General features: G+C 71.6%; 28 protein-coding genes. 19 read left to right on the top strand and 9 right to left on the bottom strand.

Features of this window, described 5'->3' with window-relative positions; all coding sequences use genetic code 11:
• Positions 1-91: 91 nt before the first annotated feature.
• Genes ABTX60_RS40275 through ABTX60_RS40230 form a run of 10 tightly spaced genes read left to right on the top strand, consistent with a single transcriptional unit; the run spans position 92 to position 5,365 of the window.
• Positions 92-463 (top strand): gas vesicle protein GvpO, encoded by a 372-nt coding sequence (locus ABTX60_RS40275; protein ID WP_352101756.1) that lies wholly within the window; start codon positions 92-94, stop codon positions 461-463.
• Positions 464-509: 46 nt separating this feature from the next.
• Entirely contained in the window at positions 510-944 is a 435-nt protein-coding gene (locus ABTX60_RS40270; RefSeq protein WP_104780933.1) for a gas vesicle structural protein GvpA, read from the top strand.
• The gene (locus ABTX60_RS40265; RefSeq protein WP_352101755.1) at positions 941-1,714 is read left to right on the top strand and encodes a GvpL/GvpF family gas vesicle protein; all 774 of its coding nucleotides are present in this window, start codon (positions 941-943) and stop codon (positions 1,712-1,714) included. Before ABTX60_RS40270 ends, ABTX60_RS40265 begins: the two co-directional genes overlap by 4 nt.
• Positions 1,715-1,718: 4 nt before the next feature.
• Entirely contained in the window at positions 1,719-1,982 is a 264-nt protein-coding gene (locus tag ABTX60_RS40260; RefSeq protein WP_053673810.1) for a gas vesicle protein GvpG, read from the top strand.
• Positions 1,979-2,659, top strand: coding sequence for a DNA primase (locus ABTX60_RS40255; protein WP_352101754.1), 681 nt, complete (start codon positions 1,979-1,981; stop codon positions 2,657-2,659). Before ABTX60_RS40260 ends, ABTX60_RS40255 begins: the two co-directional genes overlap by 4 nt.
• The gene (locus ABTX60_RS40250) at positions 2,656-3,774 is read left to right on the top strand and encodes an SRPBCC family protein (protein ID WP_352101753.1); all 1,119 of its coding nucleotides are present in this window, start codon (positions 2,656-2,658) and stop codon (positions 3,772-3,774) included. The genes ABTX60_RS40255 and ABTX60_RS40250 overlap by 4 nt, the downstream gene beginning before the upstream one ends.
• Positions 3,771-4,109, top strand: a complete 339-nt coding sequence (locus ABTX60_RS40245; RefSeq protein ID WP_053673813.1) for a gas vesicle protein — start codon at positions 3,771-3,773, stop codon at positions 4,107-4,109. Before ABTX60_RS40250 ends, ABTX60_RS40245 begins: the two co-directional genes overlap by 4 nt.
• Positions 4,106-4,861 (top strand): GvpL/GvpF family gas vesicle protein, encoded by a 756-nt coding sequence (locus ABTX60_RS40240; RefSeq protein WP_352101752.1) that lies wholly within the window; start codon positions 4,106-4,108, stop codon positions 4,859-4,861. Before ABTX60_RS40245 ends, ABTX60_RS40240 begins: the two co-directional genes overlap by 4 nt.
• 16 nt (positions 4,862-4,877) lie before the next feature.
• A complete protein-coding gene (locus tag ABTX60_RS40235) occupies positions 4,878-5,066 on the top strand; it encodes a gas vesicle protein (RefSeq protein WP_003994122.1) in 189 nt (62 codons plus the stop codon).
• 35 nt (positions 5,067-5,101) lie between these two features.
• Positions 5,102-5,365: a gas vesicle protein K gene (locus ABTX60_RS40230; protein ID WP_031108664.1), complete on the top strand. Its 264-nt coding sequence runs from the start codon at positions 5,102-5,104 to the stop codon at positions 5,363-5,365.
• Positions 5,366-5,420: 55 nt separating this feature from the next.
• Here ABTX60_RS40230 and ABTX60_RS40225 read toward each other — a convergent pair whose 3' ends face one another.
• Entirely contained in the window at positions 5,421-5,591 is a 171-nt protein-coding gene (locus ABTX60_RS40225) for a hypothetical protein (RefSeq protein ID WP_031136400.1), read from the bottom strand.
• Between the two features lie 41 nt (positions 5,592-5,632).
• Positions 5,633-6,454 carry a methyltransferase domain-containing protein gene (locus ABTX60_RS40220; RefSeq protein WP_352101751.1) on the bottom strand — a complete coding sequence of 274 codons (822 nt, stop codon included), beginning with the start codon at positions 6,452-6,454 and terminating at the stop codon, positions 5,633-5,635.
• Between the two features lie 184 nt (positions 6,455-6,638).
• Between ABTX60_RS40220 and ABTX60_RS40215 the strand changes: the two genes are divergently transcribed.
• Together ABTX60_RS40215 and ABTX60_RS40210 are read left to right on the top strand one after the other, a co-directional pair.
• Entirely contained in the window at positions 6,639-7,181 is a 543-nt protein-coding gene (locus ABTX60_RS40215) for an MOSC domain-containing protein (protein ID WP_352101750.1), read from the top strand.
• Positions 7,182-7,244: 63 nt separating this feature from the next.
• Positions 7,245-8,864, top strand: coding sequence for an ABC-F family ATP-binding cassette domain-containing protein (locus ABTX60_RS40210; protein WP_352101749.1), 1,620 nt, complete (start codon positions 7,245-7,247; stop codon positions 8,862-8,864).
• Positions 8,865-8,985: 121 nt separating this feature from the next.
• Here ABTX60_RS40210 and ABTX60_RS40205 read toward each other — a convergent pair whose 3' ends face one another.
• A complete protein-coding gene (locus tag ABTX60_RS40205) occupies positions 8,986-10,086 on the bottom strand; it encodes a baeRF2 domain-containing protein (protein WP_352101748.1) in 1,101 nt (366 codons plus the stop codon).
• A 94-nt stretch (positions 10,087-10,180) separates the two neighbouring features.
• Here ABTX60_RS40205 and ABTX60_RS40200 point away from each other — a divergent pair, with 94 nt between their 5' ends.
• Positions 10,181-10,438, top strand: coding sequence for a DUF6158 family protein (locus ABTX60_RS40200; protein ID WP_352101747.1), 258 nt, complete (start codon positions 10,181-10,183; stop codon positions 10,436-10,438).
• Positions 10,439-10,522: 84 nt separating this feature from the next.
• Here ABTX60_RS40200 and ABTX60_RS40195 read toward each other — a convergent pair whose 3' ends face one another.
• The 4 genes from ABTX60_RS40195 to ABTX60_RS40180 all read right to left on the bottom strand — a co-directional run bounded on the left by ABTX60_RS40195 (position 10,523) and on the right by ABTX60_RS40180 (position 14,207).
• On the bottom strand, positions 10,523-12,625 hold the full coding sequence (locus ABTX60_RS40195; RefSeq protein WP_352101746.1) for a catalase: 2,103 nt from the start codon (positions 12,623-12,625) through the stop codon (positions 10,523-10,525).
• On the bottom strand, positions 12,625-13,167 hold the full coding sequence (locus ABTX60_RS40190) for a type 1 glutamine amidotransferase domain-containing protein (RefSeq protein WP_352101761.1): 543 nt from the start codon (positions 13,165-13,167) through the stop codon (positions 12,625-12,627). The genes ABTX60_RS40195 and ABTX60_RS40190 overlap by 1 nt, the downstream gene beginning before the upstream one ends.
• A gap of 134 nt (positions 13,168-13,301) precedes the next feature.
• Positions 13,302-13,733, bottom strand: a complete 432-nt coding sequence (locus tag ABTX60_RS40185; protein WP_352101745.1) for a CBS domain-containing protein — start codon at positions 13,731-13,733, stop codon at positions 13,302-13,304.
• Positions 13,734-13,805: 72 nt separating this feature from the next.
• Complete coding sequence (locus tag ABTX60_RS40180) at positions 13,806-14,207, bottom strand: DUF2795 domain-containing protein (protein ID WP_352101744.1); 402 nt, start codon at positions 14,205-14,207, stop codon at positions 13,806-13,808.
• Between the two features lie 159 nt (positions 14,208-14,366).
• Between ABTX60_RS40180 and ABTX60_RS40175 the strand changes: the two genes are divergently transcribed.
• The 5 genes from ABTX60_RS40175 (at position 14,367) to ABTX60_RS40155 (ending at position 19,013) form a co-directional block, all read left to right on the top strand.
• Positions 14,367-14,552, top strand: a complete 186-nt coding sequence (locus tag ABTX60_RS40175; RefSeq protein WP_352101743.1) for a hypothetical protein — start codon at positions 14,367-14,369, stop codon at positions 14,550-14,552.
• 275 nt (positions 14,553-14,827) lie between these two features.
• Positions 14,828-15,622 (top strand): RNA polymerase sigma factor SigF, encoded by a 795-nt coding sequence (locus ABTX60_RS40170; RefSeq protein WP_352101742.1) that lies wholly within the window; start codon positions 14,828-14,830, stop codon positions 15,620-15,622.
• Positions 15,623-15,814: 192 nt separating this feature from the next.
• Positions 15,815-16,492 (top strand): hypothetical protein, encoded by a 678-nt coding sequence (locus ABTX60_RS40165; RefSeq protein WP_352101741.1) that lies wholly within the window; start codon positions 15,815-15,817, stop codon positions 16,490-16,492.
• 224 nt (positions 16,493-16,716) lie between these two features.
• Positions 16,717-17,964 carry an aminotransferase class I/II-fold pyridoxal phosphate-dependent enzyme gene (locus ABTX60_RS40160; protein ID WP_352101740.1) on the top strand — a complete coding sequence of 416 codons (1,248 nt, stop codon included), beginning with the start codon at positions 16,717-16,719 and terminating at the stop codon, positions 17,962-17,964.
• Positions 17,961-19,013 carry an MBL fold metallo-hydrolase gene (locus ABTX60_RS40155; RefSeq protein WP_352101739.1) on the top strand — a complete coding sequence of 351 codons (1,053 nt, stop codon included), beginning with the start codon at positions 17,961-17,963 and terminating at the stop codon, positions 19,011-19,013. The genes ABTX60_RS40160 and ABTX60_RS40155 overlap by 4 nt, the downstream gene beginning before the upstream one ends.
• A gap of 83 nt (positions 19,014-19,096) precedes the next feature.
• Here ABTX60_RS40155 and ABTX60_RS40150 read toward each other — a convergent pair whose 3' ends face one another.
• On the bottom strand, positions 19,097-19,678 hold the full coding sequence (locus ABTX60_RS40150; protein ID WP_502992489.1) for a DedA family protein: 582 nt from the start codon (positions 19,676-19,678) through the stop codon (positions 19,097-19,099).
• A 62-nt stretch (positions 19,679-19,740) separates the two neighbouring features.
• Complete coding sequence (locus tag ABTX60_RS40145) at positions 19,741-20,514, bottom strand: MBL fold metallo-hydrolase (protein WP_352101738.1); 774 nt, start codon at positions 20,512-20,514, stop codon at positions 19,741-19,743.
• Positions 20,515-20,598: 84 nt separating this feature from the next.
• Between ABTX60_RS40145 and ABTX60_RS40140 the strand changes: the two genes are divergently transcribed.
• Positions 20,599-21,000, top strand: a complete 402-nt coding sequence (locus ABTX60_RS40140; RefSeq protein WP_030843767.1) for a hypothetical protein — start codon at positions 20,599-20,601, stop codon at positions 20,998-21,000.
• Positions 21,001-21,087 lie beyond the last annotated feature (87 nt).

Here is a 21,087-nt window from a genome sequence, read left to right as displayed (position 1 = left end):
GATCCCTGGCGATCTCCCGGTGGGTGTCAGATGCATGCGCCTGTAGAGGTTTGGCGAACACTCTTGCGGCCACACGGAGGGGGAGGTGGCCATGTCGAACACAAAAAACACGCAAGAGTCACAGGGTTCACAGAAGTCCCAAGACTCACAGGATTCGGGCAGGACGAACGACAACCAGAAGGCCGAAAGCCGGCCGAAGCCCATGGAGGTGCTGCGCCAAGCGCGCGGCCAGCTCGCGGAGCTCACCGGCATGGAAGCCGAGTCCGTGTCGTCCTTCGAGCAGACGGAGGAGGGCTGGGCGCTGGAGGTCGAGGTCCTCGAACTCGAGCGCGTGCCCGACACGATGAGCCTGATGGCGAGCTACCAGGTGGAGCTCGACACAGAGGGGCAGCTCACGGGTTACCGGCGCGTCCGCCGCTACGAACGCGGCCGGTCCGACGCGCGCAGGTCCGGCGGCCACTAGGCCGCCCGACCGGACCCACACCCACACACGAGGAGGAACATCCGGCATGACTGTCGTACCGGCACAGCAGTCCGGCGGCGGAGGCGGCAGCAGCGGTCTCTACGACGTGCTCGAACTCGTTCTGGACAGGGGGCTCGTGATCGACGCGTTCGTCCGTGTGTCCCTGGTCGGCATCGAGATCCTCAAGATTGACGTACGCGTCGTCGTCGCCAGCGTCGACACCTATCTGCGCTTCGCCGAGGCGTGCAACCGACTCGACCTGGAGGCCGGGCCGCGCAAGGATCCGGGCCTGCCCGACCTGGTCGGCGAGATGACCGAGTCCGGCGCCCGCGGCAAGTCGAAGGGGGCGCTGTCCGGCGCCGCCGAGACGATATCCGACGCCTTCAAGCAGGCGCGTGACGAAGGCTCCGAGCGCCAGGGTGAGTCCCGTCCGCGCGCCCGTAAGAGCACCTCGTCCCGCCGTAAGGAGGAGCAGGAGTGAGCACCTACGTCTACGGCATCGCCGCGAGTTCGCACCCCGCCCTGCCCGAGGGCATGGGCGGCGTCGGCGACCCGCCCCGCGAAGTGCGCATCCTGCGGGCGGGTGACCTGGCGGCCGTCGTCAGTGAGGCGCCCGAGGGGCTGCGGCCCAAGCGCAAGGATCTGCTCGCCCACCAGAACGTGCTCAGCGAGGCCGGTGCGGGCGGCTGTGTGCTGCCCATGCGGTTCGGCAGCGTCGCCCCGGACGACAACTCCATCACGGGGGTGCTCGCCGAGCGCGCCGAGCACTACAAGGAGCGGCTGCAGGCCCTGGACAACCGGGTCGAGTACAACGTCAAGGCCAATCACGTCGAAGAAGCCGTCCTGCACCAGGTCATGGCCGAGAGCCCCGACATCCGCGGGCTCGCGGAGGCCAACCGGCAGGCGGGCGGCGGCAGCTACGACGACAAGATCAGGCTCGGCGAGCTGGTCGCCGCCGCGGTCAAGGCCAAGGAGGCCGACGACGGCGCCGCGGTGCAGCGGGCTTTGGAGCCGGCCGCCGACGACGTGAGCACGGGCCCCGAGTCGACGGGCTGGCTGGCGAACGTGTCGTTCCTGGTGAACCGGGAGTCGGCCGATGCGTTCCTGGCCGCGGTCGAGCAGCTCCGCAAGGACATGCCGCACCTGGAGGTGCGGGTCAACGGACCGCTGCCGCCGTACAGCTTCGTCGAGCCCGGCCCGGCCGAGCCCGCGGGCACCGCGGTGAGTGGCACGGACACCGGAGTGGGGTGACGACGTGGGCCTGATCTCGGAGGTGCTGCTGCTGCCGCTCGCACCGGCACGCGGCAGCGCCTGGGCCATCAGACAGGTACTCCAGGAGGCGGAGCGGATCTACTACGACCCCGCCACGGTACGCGCCGAGCTGGGCCGCTTGGAGGAGCAGCTGGAGGCCGGAGAGATCACGGAAGAGGAGTTCGACCGCCTCGAGGACGAACTCCTCGACCGGCTGGAGATCGCTTCGCGCAGGAGCGCGGGAACAGGCAACGGGACATCACAATGAACCGAATGGGACTGGGCCTCGCGGTGGGGGCCGGATATCTCCTGGGACGCACCAAGAAGCTGAAGATGGCGGTCGCCGTCGGCGGCCTGGTCGCCGGGAAGAAGCTGAATCTGAGTCCGCGCATGGTCGCGGAGCTTCTCCAGCAGCAGCTGCGGAACAACCCGCAGTTCAAGGAGATCGGGGACCAGTTGCGCGAGGATCTGCGCGGTGTGGGCAAGGCGGCCTCCGGCGCCATGGTCGAGCGGCAGTTCGACGCCCTGTCCGACCGGCTGCACGGCCGGACCGCCCAGATGCGCGACCAGCTGACGGGTGCGGTGCCCGGCGGCCGCGAGGACGACGAGGCGGACGACGAGTACGAGGACGAGGAGCCCGAGGACGACGAGGCGGACGAGTCCGGAGAGCCTCGGGACGAGGACTCAGAGGACTCAGAGGACTCCGGGTCGCAGGAGGACGAGGAGTCGGAGCCGGCGGCGAAGAAGGCCCCGGCGGAGCGGCCGTCCGCGAAGAAGACGGCCAAGAAGACCGCGAAGAAGGCCCCCGCCAAGAAGGCCGCCGCGAAGAAGGCGCCCGCGAAGAAGGCGGCGGCCAAGAAGACCACGGCCGCCAAGAAGGCGACCTCCGGGAGCAGGGGCGGCAGCGCCCGGTCCCGTCTGCCGAAGGGAGGCGGTGAGGGATGAGCGACACCATCGGCTCGGCGAAGTCCGCCGCCAACGGAGCTGCGAAGAACCCGCTCAGCGACCTGGCCCACAGCGAGGCCGCAGACCGGCTCAAGGCCGAGTTGCAGGAGTACCTCGCCGCTCAGGCCACCCGCATGCTGACCGGTGTCGGCCGCAAGCTCGGCGAGACCACCGGCAAGCTGAACGACATCGCCGAGGGCAACAGCCCCGGCTTCGCCAAACTCGCCCTCGACGGCGGTCGCAAGATCGCCGAGGGCAAGGGGCCGCTGCGCTCCGCACTGGAGATGGGTGGCTCGCACCTCAAGGACAAGGTCACCGGTGCCGTGAAGAACCTGGGCGGCGGCGGCAAGGGCAAGAAGGGCAAGGGCCGTTCGGGCAACAAGCCCACGGTCATCATCGAGCACATCGACGTCGGTGTGCCGTTGCGCACCGCCTACGACCAGTGGACGAAGTACCAGGACTTCAGCACCTTCGCGAAGGGCGTCAAGAGCGCGAGCCGCGACGACGACACCCACTCCGACTGGCAGGCGAAGATCTGGTGGTCCAACCGCAGCTGGAAGGCGAAGACGACCGAGCAGATCCCCGACGACCGCATCGCCTGGACCTCCGAGGGGGCCAAGGGCACCACGAAGGGCGTCGTCTCCTTCCATCGGCTCACCGACAACCTCACCCGTGTTCTGCTCGTCATCGAGTACTACCCCTCCGGTTTCTTCGAGAAGACCGGCAACATCTGGCGTGCCCAGGGCCGCCGGGCCCGGCTCGACCTCAAGAACTTCGTCCGCTTCATCACGATCAAGGGCGAGGCGGAGGACGGCTGGCGCGGCGAGATCCGCGACGGCGAGGTCGTCCGCAGCCATGAGGACGCCCTCGAGGAGGAGGAGTCCGAGGAGGGCTCCGAGGAGGAGCGCCCCGAGAACGAGGACGCCGAGGACGAGTACGAGGACGAAGAGGAGGGCGAGGAGGAGCCCGAGGGCGAGTACGAGGACGACTCCGAGGCCGAGTACGACGAGGAGGACGGGGAAGAGCCCGAGGAGGAGGAAGAGCCCGAGGGCGAGTACGAGGACGACGAGTACGAGGACGAGGACGAGGAAGTCGAGGCGGGGAGCCGGCGATGACGACGCCCAGCAGGATGCCCGAGCCCTATGGTCAGGGAAGCAGTGCCAACCTCGCCGACATCCTGGAACGGGTGCTGGACAAGGGCATCGTCATTGCGGGCGACATCCGGATCAATCTGCTCGACATCGAACTCCTCACCATCAAACTGCGGTTGATCGTCGCCTCGGTCGACAAGGCGAAGGAGATGGGCATCGACTGGTGGGAGACCGACCCGGCGCTGAGCTCACGGGCTCGCCGTGACGAACTGACCCGTGAGAACGCCGAGTTGCGCGAGAGGCTGGCCCGGTTGGAGGAACTGGAGCCGGGTCGCGCGGAGAAGAAGGAGGCACCGTGACCGGACTGCGGTACGTCTACGCCGTCTGCCGCCCCTTCGGCACACCCCTCCAGGCCCAGCTGACCGGGGTCGCGGGTGATCCACCCAGAGCACTGACTCACCACGGCCTGGTGGCCGTGGTGAGTCACGTGCCGGAGCGGGACTTCGCCGAGGAGCCGCTCCGGCGCCATCTGGAGGACCTGGACTGGCTCACCGAGACCGCCCGCGCCCACCAGGGCGTCATCGACGCGCTCACCACCGTCACCACCCCGCTGCCGCTGCGTCTCGGCACCGTCTTCCACGACGACAGCGGCGTGCGGATGATGATGGAGGCCCGCGAGGAGGACTTCCAGCGCACCCTGGACCGGCTGGAAGGCCGGGTGGAATGGGGCGTCAAGGTCTACGCCGAGTCCGAACCGCAGGAGAGCGCCCGGCCCCCGCAGAAGCCGGCCTCGGGACGGGACTACCTGCGGCAGCGGCGCACGCAGACCAGGTCCCACGAGGAAATGTGGCAAAAGGCCGAGGCTTTCTCGACCCGGCTGCACGAGGAGCTCTCCGCCTTTGCGGAGGATTCCCGGATGCACCCCCCGCAGAATCCGGCTCTTTCCAAGGCGACCGGGCGGAACGTCCTGAACGCCGCCTATCTCGTTCCGCGTGCGCATTCCGAGGAATTCGTGGAACTGGTGGACCGCACGAAGGGGGAGGTGCCCGGAATGCGTATCGAACTCACCGGTCCCTGGGCGGCCTATTCGTTCGCCGGGGAGACCACATGAGCGACGGGGAGAATCCGTGACCGTAGTGGAACGCCGTGAGGTCGCCCTCGTGGACCTGCTCGACCGGCTGCTCGCCGGCGGCGTCGTGATCACGGGGGACATCACCCTGCGCATCGCCGACGTCGATCTCGTCCGTATCGACCTCAACGCGCTCATCAGCTCGGTGAACGCCCAGGTGCCCTCACCGTTCGAGGAGTTGCTGTGACCGCCTCGGAAAACCCCCGGCCGCGCTCGAACCACATGGATCTGGAGCCCGACACCGTCGAGCGTGACCTGGTCAAACTCGTGCTGACGGTGGTGGAGCTGTTGCGCCAGCTCATGGAGCGCCAGGCGCTGCGCCGGTTCGACGTGGGGGACCTGAGCGAGGAGCAGGAGGAGCGGATCGGGCTCACGCTCATGCTGCTCGACGAGCGGATGACCGAACTGCGCGAGCGGTACGGACTGCGGCCCGAGGACCTCAACCTGGACCTCGGGCCGCTCGGACCGCTGCTTCCGCGGGACTGACTCCCGCAGCCGTCTCCCCGGGCCCTGACCGGGCACCGGGGAGACGGCTGCTCATTCACCACCTGTACCAACGGCCCCTGCCGCCGGCTGCCGACGTGCCGCGGACGAAGAATCCCAGCAGCCACAGGACGAGAACCGCGAGTGCGATCCACCAGAGAATCTTTACTGCAAATCCGGCGCCGAACAGAACCAAAGCCAGAAGCAGCACCAGCAGGATGGGAACCATAATCGAACCTCCTGCTTTCAGGGTGTCCCTGAAACGGTGTTTCAGGCTTCCTTCCGGCAGAGAATTTCCCCGTGCAGCACGCTGAACCACCCGTCTTCCCGGGTGCCCCACTCCCGCCACGCTTCGGCCACCGCCCGCAGTTCCCCGTCGTCTGCGTGGCCGCCCAGCCGGGCCCGGTCCGCGTACTCCGACGCCAGCGTGCGGTCCGCCCACAGCCCGCTCCACCAGGCCCGCTCCTCGGGCGTGGCGAAGGTCCAGGTGCCGGAGCTCGCTGTGATGTCCGTGAACCCGGCCTGCCGCGCCCATGCCTTCAGCCGGCGTCCGGCGTCGGGCTCGCCGCCGTTGGCCCGGGCGACCCGGCGGTAGAGGTCCAGCCAGGCGTCGAGTCCCCCGGAGGCCGGATACCAGGTCATGGCCGCGTAGTCCGCGTCCCGTGCGGCGATGATCCCGCCGGGCCGGACGACCCGCTTCATCTCGCACAGCGCCCGCACCGGGTCACCCACGTGCTGGAGCACCTGGTGGGCGTGGACCACGCAGAACGTGTCGTCCGGGTAGTCCAGTGCGTGTACGTCGGCGACCGCGAAGTCGATGTTCGCCAGACCCCGCCCGGCCGCCGTGGCGCGTGCCCGGTCCAGGATCTCCGGGACCCGGTCGACGCCGGTGACCCGCCCGTCGGGTACGAGTTCCGCCAGGTCGGCCGTGATCGTGCCGGGCCCGCAGCCGATGTCGAGGATCTTCATGTGGGGCCTGAGCGAAGGCACCAGGTACGCGGCCGAGTTGGCGGCGGTCCGCCAGGTGTGCGAGCGCAGTACGGATTCGTGGTGCCCGTGGGTGTAGACGGCGGTGTCCCGGGGTTCCGGCATGGCGGATCCCACCCCTTCCGGTCGAGTCGGCTGGAGATCACCCTACGCAGGTTGGTCGCATGCTGAGACCTGAATCCTGCTATGTGGACTGACTGTGTGTCAGTTCAAGGAGGCTGGACACATCGGCACCCACGGGGGCAGGCTCGGGGCTGATCACCATCGGCGACACAGGGGGTACCGAGAGATGAACGCGCACGTGACGGCCGTCAGCAGCAACGGGGAGTACTCCTTCACCAAGCCGAACCGGGAGAGCATCACGCTGCTCAGGGGGCTCGGGGTGGAGGGAGACGTGCATGCCGGGGTGACGGTCAAGCACCGCTCACGCATCGCGCAGGACCCCACCCAGCCGAACCTGCGCCAGGTCCACCTCATGCACGAGGAACTCTTCGCGGAGATCCGCGAGGACGGGTTCGAGGTGGCGCCCGGCGAACTCGGCGAGAACATCACCACCCGGGGCATCGACCTGCTCGGACTGCCGGCCGGCACGCTGCTGCGCATCGGCGGTGGCGCGGTCCTGGAGGTCACCGGACTGCGCAACCCCTGTCTGCAGATCGATCATTTCCAGGACGGGCTGCTCAAGCAGGTCGTCGGACGCGACGAGGCGGGGAACATCGTGCGCAAGGCGGGGATCATGAGCGTGGTGCGGGAGGGGGGCGTGGTGCGCCCTGGCGACCCGATCGAGGTGGAGCTTCCGAGCGAGCCGCACCGGCCGCTGGAACGGGTCTGACCGGCACCCCCGGCGTCGAAACCCGTTTGCCCCGCAGGCCCGGGCCCGCGGAGAATCGCGCCCATGGGACATCTCGAAGCCGCGCACCTGGAGTACTACCTGCCCGATGGAAGGGCGCTGCTGGGTGATGTCTCGTTCCGGGTGGGGGAGGGGGCCGTCGTGGCCCTCGTCGGACCCAACGGCGCCGGGAAGACCACCATGCTGCGGATGCTCGCCGGGGAGCTCAGGCCGCACGGCGGCTCCGTGACCGTCGGCGGCGGGCTCGGCGTCATGCGGCAGTTCGTGGGGTCCGTACGCGACGAGACCACCGTGCGGGACCTGCTCGTGTCCGTCGCCACGCCCCGCATCCGGGAGGCGGCGAAGGCCGTCGACAAGGCCGAGCACGCCATCATGACCGTCGACGACGAGGCCGCTCAGCTGGCGTACGCGCAGGCCCTCGCCGACTGGGCCGAGGCCCGCGGCTACGAGGCCGAGACGCTGTGGGACATGTGCACGACGGCCGCGCTCGGGGTGCCGTACGACAAGGCGCAGTTCCGGGAGGTCCGCACCCTCTCCGGCGGCGAGCAGAAGCGGCTCGTCCTGGAGGCGCTGCTGCGCGGCACGGACGAGGTGCTGCTCCTCGACGAGCCCGACAACTATCTCGACGTCCCGGGCAAGCGGTGGCTGGAGGAGCGGCTGAAGGAGACCCGCAAGACGGTTCTGTTCGTCTCCCACGACCGTGAACTCCTCGCCCGCGCGGCCCAGCGGATCATCTCCCTGGAACCCGGTCCGGCCGGGGCCGACGCCTGGGTGCACGGCGGTGGTTTCGCCACCTTCCACGAGGCCCGGCGCGAGCGCTTCGCCCGCTTCGAGGAGTTGCGCAGGCGCTGGGACGAGAAGCACGCGCAGCTGAAGAAGCTGGTGCTGACCCTGCGTCAGGCCGCCGCGGTCAGCCACGAGATGGCCTCCCGCTACGCGGCCGCGCAGACCCGGCTGCGCAAGTTCGAGGAGGCCGGCCCGCCGCCGGAGCCGCCGCGCGAGCAGGACATCAGGATGCGCATCAAGGGCGGCCGGACCGGCATCCGGGCGGTCACCTGCGCGAACCTGGAGCTCACCGGCCTGATGAAGCCCTTCGACCTGGAGGTCTTCTACGGCGAACGCGTCGCCGTCCTCGGCTCCAACGGCTCCGGCAAGTCCCACTTCCTGCGCCTGCTCGCCGGTGATGACGTGGCGCACACGGGGGACTGGAAGCTGGGTGCCCGGGTCGTCCCCGGCCACTTCGCGCAGACGCACGCACACCCGGAGCTGGAGGGCCGCACGCTCCTCGACATCCTGTGGAAGGAACACGCACAGGACCGCGGCGCCGCGTCCTCGCGGCTGCGCCGCTACGAACTCACCCAGCAGGCGGAGCAGACGTTCGAGCGTCTCTCCGGAGGCCAGCAGGCGCGCTTCCAGATCCTGCTGCTCGAGCTCCAGGGCGTGACGGCGCTGCTGCTGGACGAGCCGACCGACAACCTGGACCTGGAGTCCGCCGAGGCCCTCCAGGAGGGCCTGGAGGCCTTCGACGGCACGGTCCTCGCGGTCACCCACGACCGCTGGTTCGCCCGCTCCTTCGACCGCTTCCTGGTCTTCGGCAGCGACGGCCGGGTCCGGGAGACCCCGGACCCGGTCTGGGACGAACGCAGGGTGGAACGGGCCCGCTAGGGCCGCGGCCCGGGGGGACCGCGGCCCTAGCGGGCGCGGGGAACTGCGCGACCAGCCACCACGCACCCGCACACGCGCTACGGGAATCACGCGAACGGCGGCCGGGTGCAGAACGACTCGCTCACTTCCAGCGCAACAACGCCCCGAGGCCCCCCACCGGCACCTCCTCCTGGGAAACAGCCAGCGCCGGCGCGTCCGTGGCCACCGCGGAGCGGATCAGCGCGTCGTCGGCCCGGGCCGACCACGAGTGCTGCTCGCCGAGAACCTTCAGGTCCGTGCGGCGCACCGCGAGCTGGTCGGGGTCCTCCCCGATCCACACCTCGCGGTGCGCGTCGGGCCCGTCCACCCTGACCAGCAGCTCGTCGATGCGGTGCTCCCGAGCCGCCTCGACCAGCGCCGGCACGCCTTCGACGGCTCCGGCCCGGCCCTCGTCGTCCGCGGTGCGGGCGGCGCGGAAGCGCTCCAGTTCCGCCTCGGCCTGCCGCCCCACGTGCTCGGCCCGGGCCCGCTCCACGTCCTCGTCGAGCAGCCGGCTGCCCGCGCCGTGCGGCGCCTCCACCACCAGGTCGTGCAGCCGCTTGGGCAGCCGCTCGTGCACGGACCGCCGCTCCCGGTCGTCGCCGACGAGAATCAGCAGGTCGGCCTTGGTCTCCTCCTGGCACACCGCGAGCGCGTCGGCGATCTCCGCGGCGTTGTGCTCCCAGGTGTTCTCCACTCGCAGCTGGAAATGCCGCTCGGACCAGTCCGCGGAGCTCGTCCGGTGCACCGGCCACTGCCGCCCGGTGACGCTCCCGGCGTCCTCCCGGCCCAGCGCGTTGCGCAGCTCGAAGTCCGCGCCCTTGCGGTCGACGTACGCCACCACGCACACCGGGTCCTCCCCGGCCAGCTCCAGCAGCGGCGCCACCCGCGGCAGCGGCGCCCATTCGGCCCAGTCACCGCCCTGCGGGGGACGGACCAGCGGCGGGTCGAGGACGACCTCGCCGGCGCGGGCGAAGAGGGCCCGGCCGTGCGGCTCCGAGGAATGCTTCAGATCCTCGATCGCGCTGCGCACCGCCTGACACGTCGCCTCGTCCGCTCCCTGTTCGGCCAGCTGCCCGGCCATCGCCTGGGCGGTCAGCTCCCGCTCGTGGGCAGTGCCCTCCGTGTGCCGTGAGGTGTCCACGTACACGGAGGCCCAAGGCCCGGGGTGTTCGTACAGTGGGTGCAGAAAGGCGAGATCCATGGTTCCTCCCGGATGCCGCTCGGGGGTAGTGCTCAGTTGCTCCGGGGGCGGGTACCCGGACCGCAGAGACGAACACGACGAGCGGGGCGAGACGATGACCGGAGTGCATCCTGACCGGCTGGACGACCAGCAGCTCATGAAAGAGCTGGAGACCATCCACCGCACGCGCCACGACACACTGCTCTACGGCTCGAACGACGCGCTGCGCGCCCACAACGAGCGCATGGCGCAGCTCGAGGGCGAGTACCTGCGCCGCAACCCGAGCCGCCCGGTGGCCGCGGGCCGCACACGCGAAGGGGCCCGGGAGCGGGGGAGCGGGGAGTCGACGACTCCCACGACCCCCGGCACCTGAGCCCCTCGAAGGAAACGACCGGGAACAGCGCCGGCACTCACGCGCGGACCGGACCGGAGACCACCACCGGCCCGAGCCCGCGGCTCAGCGCCGCATCGGCGGCCTCTCCCAGTGGCGATGCCCCGCGACCGCCGCCACGAACGCGTCCCGGAACTCCTCGCTCGCCGGGCCCGGCGACGTGTCCGTCACGACGCCCCGGTCCGCGACGACCCGCTGGAACTCCGTCGACAGACCGAGCCCCTCGGGCTCCAGCGCCGCCAGGATCCCGACACCCGAACCGAGCGCTCCCACCGGCTTGCCGTGCCGGTAGGCGTCCCGCACGAACCGCAGCATGTCCGGGTCGGCCGCCGTCGGCGGGGTCCCGACGGGCCCGCCGGGCAGCAGCACGGCGTCGTACAGCACGGACGCCACGGTCGGCAGCGCACGGTCGACGGCGTACGTCTCACCGTCGGCCCCGGTGATCGTGCCGTCCGCGGCGGCCAGCGCCTCGACGTTCGCCCCCTCGGCGGCCAGCCGCTCCCGCACGGAGGTCACCTGCTCGGCGTCCACCCCGTCGGTGACGAGCACGGCGATCTGCCGGGTCCGGATCGAACCGTCCCCGCGCAGCGACTCGAGACTGAGCGCGGGAGAGGTCTTCTCGGACGGAGTCCGCGCACCGGACGGCTCCGGTACCCCGACGCCCCGCGCCACCCGCGCCGCCAGCTCGCCGTCGACCTTGGCCAGGTGCTCCACCGTCCGGGCCCGCACGGTCAGCGCCCCGACCTTGCCGAGCTCGAACCGGAACGCCTCCACGATGTGCTGCCGCTCCCAGTCCGTCATGCTGTTCCAGAACATCGCGGTCTGGCTGTAGTGGTCCTGGAAGCTGGGACTGCGGCGCCGGATCTTGTGGCCGTCCACGCGCTCGGCGTGGTGGGTGTAGGCGCTTCCGCCCGCGCCCGCGTGGGCCGGACAACCCCCGCCGAGCGAGTTCGGGGAGTAGTTCGTCCCCGAGTGGATCGCGCTCTGGTGGTAGCCGTCGCGCTGGTTGTTGCGCACCGGCGCGACCGGACGGTTCACCGGCAGTTGCGAGAAGTTCGGCCCGCCGAGCCGGATCAGCTGGGTGTCCAGGTAGGAGAAGTTGCGGGCCTGGAGCAGCGGATCGTTGGTGAAGTCGATGCCGGGCACCACGTTGGCCGTGTGGAAGGCCACCTGCTCGGTCTCCGCGAAGAAGTTCTCCGGGTTGCGGTCCAGCACCATCCGGCCGATCGGCCGCACCGGCACCTGCTCCTCCGGGATGATCTTCGTCGGGTCGAGCAGGTCGAAGTCGAAGGCGAACTCGTCCTCCTCCGCGACGAGTTGCACGCCCAGCTCCCACTCGGGGTAATCGCCCGTCTCGATCGCGTCCCACAGATCGCGCCGGTTGAAGTCGGGGTCCCGGCCCTGGCACTCCTGCGCCTCGTCCCACACCAGCGAGTGCACGCCCAGCCTCGGCTTCCAGTGGAACTTCACGAACGTGCCGCGGCCCTCGGCGTTCACGAACCGGAAGGTGTGCACGCCGAAGCCCTGCATCATGCGGTAACTGCGCGGGATCGCCCGGTCCGACATCAGCCACATGATCGCGTGCAGCGTCTCGGGCTGGAGCGACACGAAGTCCCAGAGCGTGTCGTGCGCGGAGGCGCCCGTCGGAATGTCGTTGTGCGGCTCCGGCTTCACCGCGTGCACGAAGTCCGGGAACTTGATGCCGTCCTGGATGAAGAAGACCGGGAAGTTGTTCCCCACCAGGTCGTAGTTGCCCTCCGACGTGTAGAACTTGGTGGCGAAGCCGCGCACGTCCCGCACGGTGTCCGCCGAGCCCTTCGGGCCCTGCACGGTGGAGAACCGCACGAAGACGGGTGTCCGCACGGACGGATCCTGGAGAAACGCCGCGCGGGTGAACTCCGCGCACGACTCGTACGGTTCGAAGTACCCGTACGCGCCCGCGCCCCGCGCGTGCACCACCCGTTCCGGGATCCGCTCGTGGTCGAACCGGGTGAGTTTCTCCCGGAAGTGGAAGTCCTCCATCAGCGTCGGTCCGCGTTCGCCCACCGCCAGGGAGTCGTCGGTGTGGTCCACCTCGACGCCCTGGTCGGTGGTGAGCGGACCGGCGGCGGGATCGTCGGCCCGGGACGCCTCGCGCTGTGCCTCCTTGCGGTCGGCGGGGGACGCCATCAGGCGGCCTCCTGCGCGAAAACGTCCAGGAAGGTCTCACAGAAGGCCTTCAGATCGTCCGGCTTGCGACTGGTGACCAGCTTGTTCGCCCCGTGGTCACAGACCTGCACCTGCTGGTCCACCCAGGTGCCGCCCGCGTTGCGGATGTCCGTCTGCAGGCTCGGCCAGGAGGTGAGCTCCCGGCCGCGTACGACGTCCGCTTCGACCAGCGTCCACGGCGCGTGGCAGATCGCCGCCACGGGACGGCCGTGCTCGAAGAAGTCCCTGACGAACGCGACCGCCTTGCCGTCCATCCGCAGGAAGTCCGGGTTGGCGACACCGCCCGGCAGCACGAGGGCACCGAACGAGTCCGGTGCGGCGTCGCCCACGACCTCGTCCACGGGGAACGTGTCCGCCTTGTCGAGGTGGTTGAAGGCCTGGATCTCGCCCGCTTGCGTGGACACCAGCACGGGCTCGTGACCGGCGTCCTTCGCGGCCTGCCACGGATCGGTCAGCTCGACCTGCTCGACGCCCTCGGGCGCGACCAGAAACGCGATACGCATGATGTCGACGTCCTTTCCCGGAGCGGGCGGCGCGATCCGGCGCGCCGCGTCGCTACCTGCGTGGTTCTCGTGGTTCTCGTGGTTCTCGTTCTTCGTGTCGCCCGTGGCGCTGATCCGCTCGGCCCGGTCCGGGCTCACGCATCGCCCCGGGCGTCCGGGGCGGCCCGGCTGATGTCGGCGAGTGCCGACGCGGGGTCCTCGGCCTCGGCCACGTCGCCCAGGCTCACGATCCCGACCGGCAGCCCGTGCTCCACCACCGGCAGCCGGCGTACCGCGTGCTCGCGCATCAGCTCCACCGCGGTCGCCACCCGGTCGTCCGGCGTCACCGTCACCGGATTCCTGGTGCACACGGTCTGCGCGCTGACCGTCATGGGGTCGGCGCCGTCCGCGACGGCCCGTACGGTGATGTCGCGGTCGGTGAGCACGCCGATCACGTCCTGCCCCTCGGCCACCACCACGTCGCCGATGTTCTGCGTCCGCATCAGCTGCGCCGCCTCGACGAGCGAGGCGTCCGGGCGCACGGCCACCACACCCGCTGTCATCACGTCCTTGACGTACTCGGCCATCACTCGGGCCTTCCCTCCGTTTCCAAGCCGGTGGGGGCACCGCGGCAGGCCGCGGTGCCCCCACCGGGGTCCCTACGCGTACTCCTCCGGACCGGTCTCACGGGCCCGGACGAGGGCCTGGGCCAGCTCCTGGACATTGCCGTAGCGCTCCTGGCGCGGCAGCCCCTCCAGGGCCTCGACGAGGGCGTCGGGCGCCTGGTGGCCGCGCAGCTCGCGGGCCAGCTCCCGCGGACTCGCGGGGAACGCCTTGCGGCCCAGGATCCGGGCCAGTTCCAGCCGCGTCGACTCCAGTGACGTCGGCGCACGGCTCGGCGTCACCGGCCCGTGGGCGACCTCGGGGTCGTCCTCGGCGGCCGGCTCCGGGTCGTGCCACTCCTCACTGCGCGTGGGGTGCCCTGACCTGAGCAGACCCTGCAGTTCGTGTTTCATCTCGTCGTCCCGGTGGACGCTCAGCCGGTCGCTGCCTCGCTGCATGTCTCCCTCCAGACGTTCGGGGGCCCGCACCGCGTACCCGAACACCGGAGGGCGACACAGGTTCAGCCGACCCGATCGCCGCCGTCCGCACTGGTTTGCGCCACGCCCCGCGGGAGACCCGGACCGTCCCCCCCACACCTCCCTGGGGAAGGACACGCCATGGCGTTGCTCGCCGTGCTCATCCCGGTGCTCATGCTCGGAGTCCTGCTGGTGCTGGGCCGTTATGAGGAGCTGCTGCTCCCGCAGGACGACGCCGACCGGCGTGAACCGGCCGCCGTTCCGGCCCCCGCCGCGACGGTCACTTCCTCTCCCGCCCCGGCGGGAACCCCCGCACCTTCGCCTTGAAGACCTGCTTGAGCGACGATCCCCGGCCCGCGTCGCGCATAGAACCGAGGCGGTCGACGCGGACAAGAGAAGGCGGCGGAAGTCACCCTGCGCGACGGCGGAAAAGCTCTCCGGGTTTGCGGGTGGGGGCAGGGGGCAGGCGCCCTTGAGTGCTTCGGACAGGAGGCACGCCCGTGGGAGCGGCGTCGCGCCGCACCGAGGCCCTGTCCCACAGCGGATGCGCTTCCACGGTGACCGTCCGGCCCACTGCACTTTCAAGGGAATTGCGACGCATCATGCCGACCCGAATCCGCGCGCAGAAGCACCCCCACGACGACGCCCCCGACACCGCCGAGGCCTTCCGCAGGCTCACCTCGATGCCCGCCGGCCCGGAGCGCGACGCCCTCCGCGACGAGATCGTCGAGGCCTGGCTGCCCATGGCCGACCGCCTCGCCGGACGTTTCCGCAGCCGCGGCGAGAGCTACGAGGATCTGCGCCAGGTCGCGGCCCTCGGCCTGGTCAAGGCCGTGGACCGGTACGACCCCGAGCGCGGCCACGCCTTCGAGAGCTACGCCGTGCCGACCATCACCGGAGAGATCAAGCGACACTTCCGGGACCACATGTGGACCCTGCACGTGCCCCGTCGTGTACAGGATCTGCGCAACCGGGTGCGGGTCGCCGGCCAGGAGCTGTCCCAGAGCATCGCCGGCCGGCAGCCCACCGTGGCCGAGCTCGCCGCACACGCGGACATGAGCGAGGAGGACGTCCGGGCCGGCCTGGAAGCGCTGGAGAGCTTCAAGGCACTGTCCCTGGACGCGGAGCTGTCCGGCAGCGAGGACGGGTACTCCCTGAGCGACGCGCTGGGCTCCGCCGACCCCGCCCTCGACACGGTCGTCGACCGCGAGTCCGTCAAGGACCGGCTGGCCGCCCTGCCCGAGCGGGAGCGGGCGATTCTCTACATGCGGTTCTTCGACGACATGACGCAGAGCCGGATCGCCGAGGAGCTGGGGATCTCGCAGATGCACGTGTCCCGGCTGATCAGCCGGTGCTGCGGGCGGGTGCGGGAGCAGGTCATGCGGGACGTCGCGTAGCGCCGCAGGGGTTGACGCCGCCGCGCGGGTGCGGGCCCGTGCCGGCCTGCCGCGCCGTTCGCCGCGCCGCGGAGTCGGCCCGATTCACCCGGTCGAGTGGCACTGTCCCGCCAATGGGGCCCCGCCGCGCGCAACGCCACAGAGGCCTGGCTGTCATGGCAGAGGGGTAACACCACCGAAGGAGTCCCCTCGATGCGCCGCAGCCTGTACGCCCTGTCCGTTTCCGTCCTGGCGGGCTCAGCCCTGGTGGGTTTCGCGCCGGCCGAATTCTCCGAACCGGCCGCCGAGGTCAGTCCCGCCGCCGTCCGGCCCGGAGGCACGCTCACCGTCTCGGTCAGCTGCGACCCGACCGAAGGGCCGCCGCCCGACAGCATCGACGCCACCTCGCAGGCCTTCGACGAGGGCACGGTGCCGCTGCAGCTCGTCACCGGCAACGACGACGAGGTGTCCGGCCCGGCCTACCGCGGCACGGCCCTGATCGCCTCGGCGGAGAGCTTCGAGGGCGACCCGGACGCGCAGGGGGAGGACTCGGCGTGGACCGTCGACGGCACCTGCCCGGCCGCTCCCGGCGGCGAGGGCACACCGTGGAGCGCGACGTTCACCGTGACCCACGGCTCCGCGCCCCACAAGCCCTCGCACCGGCCCACGGACCCACCCGCCCACAAGCCCTGCCCCGAGCCCCCGCACCACCGCGAACCGCAGCACACCGAGTGCGAACCGGCGGCCGTCCAGCGTGGCGTACGGGCCGGTGACGGCGGCGCCTTCACCGACTCCGTGCCGGCCCTGGTGGCGGGCGGGGTCCTGATCGCGGGCGCCTTGGGTGCCGCCCTGCACCGGCTGCTCAACCGGGAGAGCGACCCCTGCCGCTGAGGCGCCGGGCGGTCCACCGCCCCGGACGTCAACGGCTTCCCCGGCCGGGCCCGCTCATGCTGTGACCCTCACGACCCGGCCGGCGCCCATGGTGCGGTGGCTCCCGGGGTACTCGGTGGCCGAGGGCACGAGCCGCGCCGTACGGACCCCCGGGCAGCGGACGGCGCACGCGCCGAGGGCGGCACGACACGGCGGCACCAGGCACTGGCACTGCGGAGGTACGGATGCGGCGGACGGCCCCCGAAGGTCACGGCCCCGTCCGGTTCGGGCCGCCGCTCCCCGAGGACGGGCTGCCGGTCCTGCCGGAGCTGTCCGCGGTGCTCGCCGCCGCGGCGTCCCGGGGCGGCCACGAGCCGGTCGGTGGCAGCCGGGCCCTGCGCGAAGCCGCCTGCGGCTACTGGGACCGGCGCGGACTGCGCTGCGACCCCGACCGGGTGGCGTCCGCGCCCGGCGCGCCCGCCCTGCTGCTCGCACTGACCGCCGCCCTCGGCGGCGACGTCCTCGTGCCGAGACCCTGCGCCGCCTGGTGGGCGCCTTACGCACGTCTGCTGGGGCGCCCCGCCTTCCATGTGCCGACCCCGCCGGAGAGCGGCGGCGTACCCGACCCGTACGCCTTGCTGGAGACCGTGCGCCGGGTCCGCGCCGAGGGCGGTGACCCGCGGTTGCTCGTGCTGTCCGTCGCCGACGACCCCACCGCGACCGTCGCCCCTCCCGAACTGCTCCACGAGACCGTCGAGGCCGCGCAGGGGGAGGGCCTGCACCTGGTCAGCGACGAGACCTGGCGCGACACCCTGCACGGCCCGCGCGAGACGGTGCTGCTCAGTCCCGCGGAGATGGTGCCCGACCGGGTCACGGTCGTCACCGATCTGGCCGGGGCCCTGCTCCCGGCCGGCTGGCCCGCCGCCGTGGCCCGTTTCCCGGCCGGGGAGGGCGGGGCCGGTCTCCACGCGCGCGTCCTCGACGTCCTCACCGCCCTCGACGCCCGCGTCGCCGCGCCCGTCGCCGCGGCGGCCGGATACGCCCTCGGGGAGCCGGAGGCGGTCACCGCGCGCGTGGCGGCCGCCGTACGCCTGCACGCGCTCCTGGCCGCCGCGGCGCACACCACCGTCGTCGCCGCCGGCGCCCTCGCCCGGCCCCCGCGGTCGGGCCGCCACCTGTACGTGGACCTGACGCCGCTGAGTCCCGCGCTGACCGCGCACGGCATCGGTGACGCACAGGAACTGGAGGACTTCCTCACCGCACGCCTCGGCATGCCCGCCCCGGGCGGGCACCGCTTCGGCGACGACCTCGAAGCCCCGCGCGTGCGGCTCTCCACCGGCGCACTGGTGGCCGGTTCCGAGACGGAGCGCGCGGAATGCCTCACCTCACCCACACCGTTGGAACTGCCGCACGTGCACCACGCGTTGATCCAACTGAAATCGGTCTTCGACGATCTCCGCGACGACGCTGAGCGATGGGAGCCTCCTCGATGACGCAGCAGTCCGAGTCGACCACCAGCGCGACCCCCCGGGCAGCCGACGAGCCCGTGCTCCCGTCACCCCTCGCACCCCCGTATCCGCCCCTGGCCGAACCCCGGCCCCTGGCCGAGCGGCGGGTGTGGCCGCGCACCTTCCACGACCGGCTGACCGCGCCGCTCCCGGGATTGAAGGCCATGGCCCGCTTCGCCCGCGAGGGCGCGGTGAGACCCGGCCCGCAGGGCCTGGCGGACATCCCCCGGCTGCCCTACGCCCCGGCCCCGCTGCCCCGCGTCGACGCCCGCACCGTCGCCGTCACCTGGGCAGGACACGCCAGTTGGGTGCTGCGCATCGGCGGACTGACGGTTCTCACCGACCCGGTCTGGTCCCGCCGCATCCTCGGCACCCCCGCCCGCATCACCCCCGTCGGCGTTCCCTGGGAGGACCTGCCGCGCGTCGACGCCGTCGTCATCAGCCACAACCACTACGACCACCTCGACGCCCCCACCCTGCGCCGACTCCCGCGCGACACGCCCGTGTTCGTCCCGGCCGGGCTCGCCCGCTGGTTCCACCGCCGCCGCTTCACGCGCGTGACGGAGCTCGACTGGTGGGAGGCGGCCGAACTGGACGGCGTACGCTTCGACTTCGTCCCGTCCCACCACTGGTCCAAGCGCAGCCTCACCGACACCTGCCACAGCCTGTGGGGCGGCTGGGTCCTCACCGACCAGGACGGCCAACGCGTCTACTTCGCGGGCGACACGGGCTACGGCCACTGGTTCTCCCGCATCGGCCGGCGCTATCCCGGAATCGACCTGGCCCTCCTGCCCATCGGCGCCTACGACCCCCGCTGGTGGCTCCGTGACGTCCACTGCGACCCCGAAGAAGCGGTCCGCGCCGCCCAGGACCTGGGCACGGCCAGGATGGCCCCGATGCACTGGGCCACCTTCGTCCTGTCGGCCGAGCCGGTCATGGAGCCCCTGACGCGGGTGCGGGCGGCCTGGGAGAAGGCGGGCCTGCCCCGCGAAAACCTCTGGGACATGCCGGTCGGCGCGTCAAAGGTGCTTTAGGACAACGATGTAGGGGCGCGGGGAACTGCGCGATCAACCCCCCACAACTCGCACCCCGAAGAGAACCGCAACCCACCACGGCGCTACCGAACCCGCCGCACCACCGCCGGCACCGCGCTGATCAGCACGGTCAGCGCGATCGCCGCCAGCACGCCCTGCCACGGCTCGTCGAACAGCGCCCCCCCGAGAATCCCGATCAACTGATACGTCACGGTCCACGCTAGACACGCCGGGAAATTCCCCCGGGCGAACCTCCGCATCGGCCACTCCGCCAGCAGACACGCCAGCATCACCGGAATCCGCCCGGCCGGCACCAGCCGGGACAACACCAGCACCGCCACCCCGTGCGCGGCGAGTTTCCCCTGCGCCTGCTCCAGCCGGTCCTCCGGCGCACGCGAGCGGATCGCCTCCAGCCACCGCGACCCGTTCTTCGACTTCAGTCCGCGCCGCCCCAGCCAGTACAGCGCCGCATCGCCCAGGAACGCCGCGAGCGACGCGGTCACGAACACCATCGCCAGCGAGAACGGCGCCGTCCGGTGCACGGCGACGACCGCCGCCGAACTCACCAGCGCGCCGGTCGGAATGACCGGCACCAGCGCCCCGGCCAGCACCAGCAGAAAGAGCGTCGGATAGCCGATCGCCTGCTGCGTGGACGCCGGAACCACGGACGCCGGTGTGACGGCCGACGCCGCGAGGAGGGGCGCGAGCGCCAGAGGCGCGGACCCGTTCACCGCGCGGCCTCCAGGCGCACGCTCTCCCCGTGCCCGAGCCGGTGCACCGAAACCGCCGGCGCGTGCCGGGCCGCCAGCCGGACGAACTCGTCCCCTGGCGCGTGGAACTCGTGGGGGCGCACGGCGTCCATGCCGATCGGCCAGTACGTGCCGTAGTGCACCGGCACCGCACTGCGCGGCGCCAGCCGGGCCAGCGCCTGCGCCGCCCGGCCCGCGTCCAGGTGCCCCTCGCCCAGGTACGGCCCCCAGCCGCCCACCGGCAGCAGCGCCACCTCGACCGGCCCGACCGCGTCGGCCATGTCGTCGAACAGCCCGGTGTCTCCGGCGAAGTACGTCCGGGCCTCGCCGGCTATGACGTAGCCGAGGGCGGGGGAACGGTGCGGCCCGAACGGCAGTCGCCGCCCGTCGTGCCGCGCGGGCACGGCCCGTACGACGATGTCGCCGACCGGCGTCTCGTCGCCGGGCGCCACCTCGCTCACGCGCAGGTGCGTGAGCCGGCGCAGACCCGGCACCGCCCGGCGCGCGCCCCGGGGCACGAGCAGGCGCGTGCCCTCGGCGAGCCGCATCAGCGACGGCACGTGCAGGTGGTCGGCGTGCAGATGCGACACCAGCGCCACGTCCGCGTGCGGGGCGCCCGGGGGCGGCAGGGCTCCACGCCGGCGGCGCAGGTGTGCGAGCCGGCGTGCGAACAGGGGATCCGTGAGCACGCGCACGTTCGAATCCTCGACGGTGCAAGTGGCGTGACCCCACCAGGTGATCTCCACCGGCACTTCTTTGCCTCCTTCGCGCGACTCCCCCGAAGCCTACGTGCAGGAGTAGGGTCGGCGGCGAAACCGGAGGTGAGGGGGACGCCCATGGTGCCGGTGCGGGTCACGGCGATCGCGAGTCTGACGCCGCTGGAGGAACTGGACGACGATCCGTTCCTCGTCGACTCCCGCAGTCAGCACGCCATGTGCGCCCGCTGGGCCGCCGAGCGGGGTTACGTGGTCAGCCGGGAGTTACTGGTCCGGGGGCTGCGGCCCGACCACGGCGCGCTGTGGGACGGCGTCCGGCCCGGCCTCGACCTGTTCGTCGCGCCCAGCCGGCGGGTCCTGGAGAGCGCGCTGGCCTCCGTCGAGGAATTCACCGCCGAATGCGCCCGGCGCGGTGTACGGGTGGAGACGGTGGGGCATGCGGAGCCTGCGTACGACGCGGCGATGAAGGCGTGCGTGCACCGGCGGCTGTCGATGCCGACGGCCGGCTACGACGGGCGCTGACGCCGTCCCCCTCACGGTGGTTCGACCGGGGGACGAAACCGCCCGGCCGGGCGTTGAGACACTGTGGGGGAGGGCCCGCCGCGGCTG

Origin of the sequence: Streptomyces sp. NPDC126510 (assembly GCF_040302345.1) — a bacterium.
Lineage (GTDB): Bacteria > Actinomycetota > Actinomycetes > Streptomycetales > Streptomycetaceae > Streptomyces.
The sequence above is the reverse complement of the archived record's forward strand: the minus strand, read 5'-3'. Positions and strand labels throughout refer to the sequence as shown.

Bases quoted from the DNA above. Each gene is read 5' to 3' on its own strand.
- ABTX60_RS40275 (WP_352101756.1), top strand. From the start codon at position 92: ATGTCGAACACAAAAAACACGCAAGAGTCACAGGGTTCACAGAAGTCC.
- ABTX60_RS40270 (WP_104780933.1), top strand. From the start codon at position 510: ATGACTGTCGTACCGGCACAGCAGTCCGGCGGCGGAGGCGGCAGCAGC.
- ABTX60_RS40255 (WP_352101754.1), top strand. From the start codon at position 1,979: ATGAACCGAATGGGACTGGGCCTCGCGGTGGGGGCCGGATATCTCCTG.
- ABTX60_RS40250 (WP_352101753.1), top strand. From the start codon at position 2,656: ATGAGCGACACCATCGGCTCGGCGAAGTCCGCCGCCAACGGAGCTGCG.
- ABTX60_RS40245 (WP_053673813.1), top strand. From the start codon at position 3,771: ATGACGACGCCCAGCAGGATGCCCGAGCCCTATGGTCAGGGAAGCAGT.
- ABTX60_RS40230 (WP_031108664.1), top strand. From the start codon at position 5,102: ATGGATCTGGAGCCCGACACCGTCGAGCGTGACCTGGTCAAACTCGTG.
- ABTX60_RS40225 (WP_031136400.1), bottom strand. From the start codon at position 5,591: ATGGTTCCCATCCTGCTGGTGCTGCTTCTGGCTTTGGTTCTGTTCGGC.
- ABTX60_RS40220 (WP_352101751.1), bottom strand. From the start codon at position 6,454: ATGCCGGAACCCCGGGACACCGCCGTCTACACCCACGGGCACCACGAA.
- ABTX60_RS40215 (WP_352101750.1), top strand. From the start codon at position 6,639: ATGAACGCGCACGTGACGGCCGTCAGCAGCAACGGGGAGTACTCCTTC.
- ABTX60_RS40210 (WP_352101749.1), top strand. From the start codon at position 7,245: ATGGGACATCTCGAAGCCGCGCACCTGGAGTACTACCTGCCCGATGGA.
- ABTX60_RS40205 (WP_352101748.1), bottom strand. From the start codon at position 10,086: ATGGATCTCGCCTTTCTGCACCCACTGTACGAACACCCCGGGCCTTGG.
- ABTX60_RS40200 (WP_352101747.1), top strand. From the start codon at position 10,181: ATGACCGGAGTGCATCCTGACCGGCTGGACGACCAGCAGCTCATGAAA.
- ABTX60_RS40195 (WP_352101746.1), bottom strand. From the start codon at position 12,625: ATGGCGTCCCCCGCCGACCGCAAGGAGGCACAGCGCGAGGCGTCCCGG.
- ABTX60_RS40190 (WP_352101761.1), bottom strand. From the start codon at position 13,167: ATGCGTATCGCGTTTCTGGTCGCGCCCGAGGGCGTCGAGCAGGTCGAG.
- ABTX60_RS40185 (WP_352101745.1), bottom strand. From the start codon at position 13,733: ATGGCCGAGTACGTCAAGGACGTGATGACAGCGGGTGTGGTGGCCGTG.
- ABTX60_RS40180 (WP_352101744.1), bottom strand. From the start codon at position 14,207: ATGCAGCGAGGCAGCGACCGGCTGAGCGTCCACCGGGACGACGAGATG.
- ABTX60_RS40175 (WP_352101743.1), top strand. From the start codon at position 14,367: ATGGCGTTGCTCGCCGTGCTCATCCCGGTGCTCATGCTCGGAGTCCTG.
- ABTX60_RS40170 (WP_352101742.1), top strand. From the start codon at position 14,828: ATGCCGACCCGAATCCGCGCGCAGAAGCACCCCCACGACGACGCCCCC.
- ABTX60_RS40165 (WP_352101741.1), top strand. From the start codon at position 15,815: ATGCGCCGCAGCCTGTACGCCCTGTCCGTTTCCGTCCTGGCGGGCTCA.
- ABTX60_RS40160 (WP_352101740.1), top strand. From the start codon at position 16,717: ATGCGGCGGACGGCCCCCGAAGGTCACGGCCCCGTCCGGTTCGGGCCG.
- ABTX60_RS40155 (WP_352101739.1), top strand. From the start codon at position 17,961: ATGACGCAGCAGTCCGAGTCGACCACCAGCGCGACCCCCCGGGCAGCC.
- ABTX60_RS40140 (WP_030843767.1), top strand. From the start codon at position 20,599: ATGGTGCCGGTGCGGGTCACGGCGATCGCGAGTCTGACGCCGCTGGAG.